The organism is Streptomyces glaucescens, assembly GCF_002154375.1.
Taxonomy (GTDB): domain Bacteria; phylum Actinomycetota; class Actinomycetes; order Streptomycetales; family Streptomycetaceae; genus Streptomyces; species Streptomyces glaucescens.
Map to the genome: position 1 here is coordinate 1 of NZ_MUND01000220.1, position 2,490 is coordinate 2,490.

2 protein-coding genes and 1 pseudogene are annotated in these 2,490 nt (G+C 73.5%); all 3 read left to right on the forward strand.

Going from position 1 to position 2,490, the window contains the following annotated elements; genetic code table 11:
• Positions 1-233 (forward strand): annotated as a pseudogene (locus CCN42_RS16160) (glycogen debranching N-terminal domain-containing protein); the annotation flags it as partial.
• Between the two features lie 177 nt (positions 234-410).
• Positions 411-1,169: an NUDIX hydrolase gene (locus CCN42_RS16165; RefSeq protein ID WP_086168421.1), complete on the forward strand. Its 759-nt coding sequence runs from the start codon at positions 411-413 to the stop codon at positions 1,167-1,169.
• 180 nt (positions 1,170-1,349) lie between these two features.
• Positions 1,350-2,490 (forward strand): ABC transporter ATP-binding protein (locus CCN42_RS16170; protein ID WP_245877307.1); only part of this gene is annotated, 1,141 nt, incomplete at its 3' end.

Sequence of the window (2,490 nt, forward strand, 5' to 3'; positions counted from 1 at the left end):
GACCCGCCGCCACCGCCGCGGCTGCCGGAATCCTGTTGCTGACCACCCTCGCGGGTCTTCGCCCGGACGCCCCGGCCAGGGCTGTCACCCTCCGCCCGGTGCGCACCGCACCCCTCGGCGAGATCTGCCTGACCGGGCTACGCGTGGCGGGCGCCCCCTTCTCGGTACGGGTGAGCCGCCTCGGCCCCGCCATGGTCGAGGAGGCCGCCGACGGACTGCAGCTGGGGGTGTGACGCGGCGGGCCGGACCTCGCCCGGCCCCGCGGGGAGACAGGGGCGCGGTACGGAAGGGACCCGCGCGCTCACGACGTTCGGAACGACTGGTGAGACCCCACCCAGGGACGCGGACAGGCCAGTGATGCGACCGACGAAGGGAGTGTTTATCGTCAGGCAGACGACTATGATCGCGACATGCCCTACGACCCGTCAGCCTTTCCGCCCTTCGCCGTCACCGTGGACCTGGTCGTGCTGACCGTGCGCCGCCATGCCCTGTGCGCGCTGGCGGTACGCAGGGGCGAGCCGCCGTTCCAGGGGCGCTGGGCGCTGCCCGGCGGGTTCGTGCGGGCCGATGAGGACCTGGCACAGGCGGCGGCACGCGAACTGGCGGAGGAGACCGGACTCCGCGTCCACGACCCCGCCGTTCCGGCCCAGGACAACGGCGCCCACCTGGAACAGCTGGCGACCTACGGCGACCCCAAGCGCGACCCGCGGATGCGGGTGGTCAGCGTCGCCCACCTCGCTCTCGCTCCTGACCTGCCCGCACCGCGCGCGGGCGGTGACGCCAGCAACGCCCGCTGGGCACCGGTCGAGGAACTCCTCCAGCAGGGCGGGTACGGCCGCGACGGCGAGCCCCTGGCTCCACTCGCCTTCGACCACGCGCAGATCCTCGCGGACGGAGTGGAACGCGCCCGATCCAAGATCGAGTACTCGTCGCTGGCCACGGCGTTCTGCCCGCCCGAGTTCACCGTCGGAGAGCTGCGCCGGGTCTACGAGGCGGTCTGGGGCGTGGCCCTCGACCCGCGCAACTTCCATCGCAAGGTGACGGGCACACCGGGCTTCCTCGTCCCCACCGGCGGCACGACCACCCGCCAGGGCGGGCGCCCCGCCCAGCTCTTCCGCGCCGGCGGTGCCACGCTCCTCAACCCCCCGATGCTGCGGCCCGAGGTGTGAGCGGGTCGCACGACCTGCGGTGAACCGGGCTGGGGCGGCGGAAGAGCGGCAAGAACGATCGACATGACCGGCGAAGCGACGAACAGGGATCGGTGAAGGAACCCGAGTTCGCCCGTTCCGGCCTCCGAACGGGCCGCGCGGTGCCCGAAAAACCGTATATAGCGCGCTAAATTGCTGAAGGTGATCCAGGCCTTCGGACTGACCAGCAACCCCCGCAAGGACCTCCCGCCCGCCGTCGACGACGTCTCCTTCGACGCGCGCGCGGGACACGTCACCGCACTGCTCGGTGCCACCGGCGCGGGCAAGACGACGGTGCTCAGGCTCATGCTCGAGCTCCAACAGGGCCGTGGCCTCACGCACTTTCGAGGACGCCCGCTGCACCGCATCGCGCACCCCTCGCGCGAAGTGGGCGTTCTGCTCGGTGATGTCCCCGGCCACCCCGGACGCACCGTCCGCGGCCATCTGCGCATGCTGTGCGCAGCCGCCGGAGTCCCGGTCCGGCGGGCGGACGAAGTCCTCGAAGCGGTCGGCCTCGTCAGCCTGCGCGAGGAACGACTCGGCACCCTCTCCCGTGGCATGGACCGCCGCCTCGGGCTGGCCTGCGCGCTGCTCGCCGACCCGCACACCCTCGTGCTCGACGACCCCGCCGTAGGGCTCTCCGCCGGGGAGAGCCGCTGGCTGCACGGCATGCTGCGCGCCCACGCCGTGCACGGCGGCACCGTCCTGGTCAGCACCGCCGACCCCAAGGAGGCCGCACGTATCGCGGACCGGGTCGTCACGCTGGACGGCGGCAGGATCGTCGCCGACCAGGCGGCGGCGGACTTCGCCCGCACCCGGCTGCGCCCGCGGGTCGTCGTCCGCACCCCGCACGCCGCCCGCCTCGCCGCAGTCCTCGCCAAGGAGGCCCGCACCGGACAGCGCTCGGTCGAGGTCGTGCGGGAAGGGGGCAACCGCCTGTACGTCTACGGCAGTACCTGCGCCGACGTGGGTGACACCGCGTTCCGGAACGGCATCCTCGTACACCAACTCGCCGACGAAGTGGGCGACATGGGGCCTGGCGCGGACGGGTCGACCCCACCCGTACCGGATGCCGTCGAAGGGCGGCTTCCGGCGGGGAGCGCCGACGGTCCTGAGGGCACCGGTCGGCTGGACCCGTCGACGGCCCTGACCGAGGCGGGCGCCGACGTCGAGGCCGACGCCGGCTCCGAGATCCAGACTCGGGCCGGTGCCTCACAGCACTCGGTCTCCGGCTCGGCCCAGCCCTCGGCAGCCCCCTCGGCGCCGCCCGAGCCCACCCGGTCCGGCGCGGAGTCCGCCCCTG

Bases quoted from the DNA above. Each gene is read 5' to 3' on its own strand.
- CCN42_RS16165 (WP_086168421.1), top strand. From the start codon at position 411: ATGCCCTACGACCCGTCAGCCTTTCCGCCCTTCGCCGTCACCGTGGAC.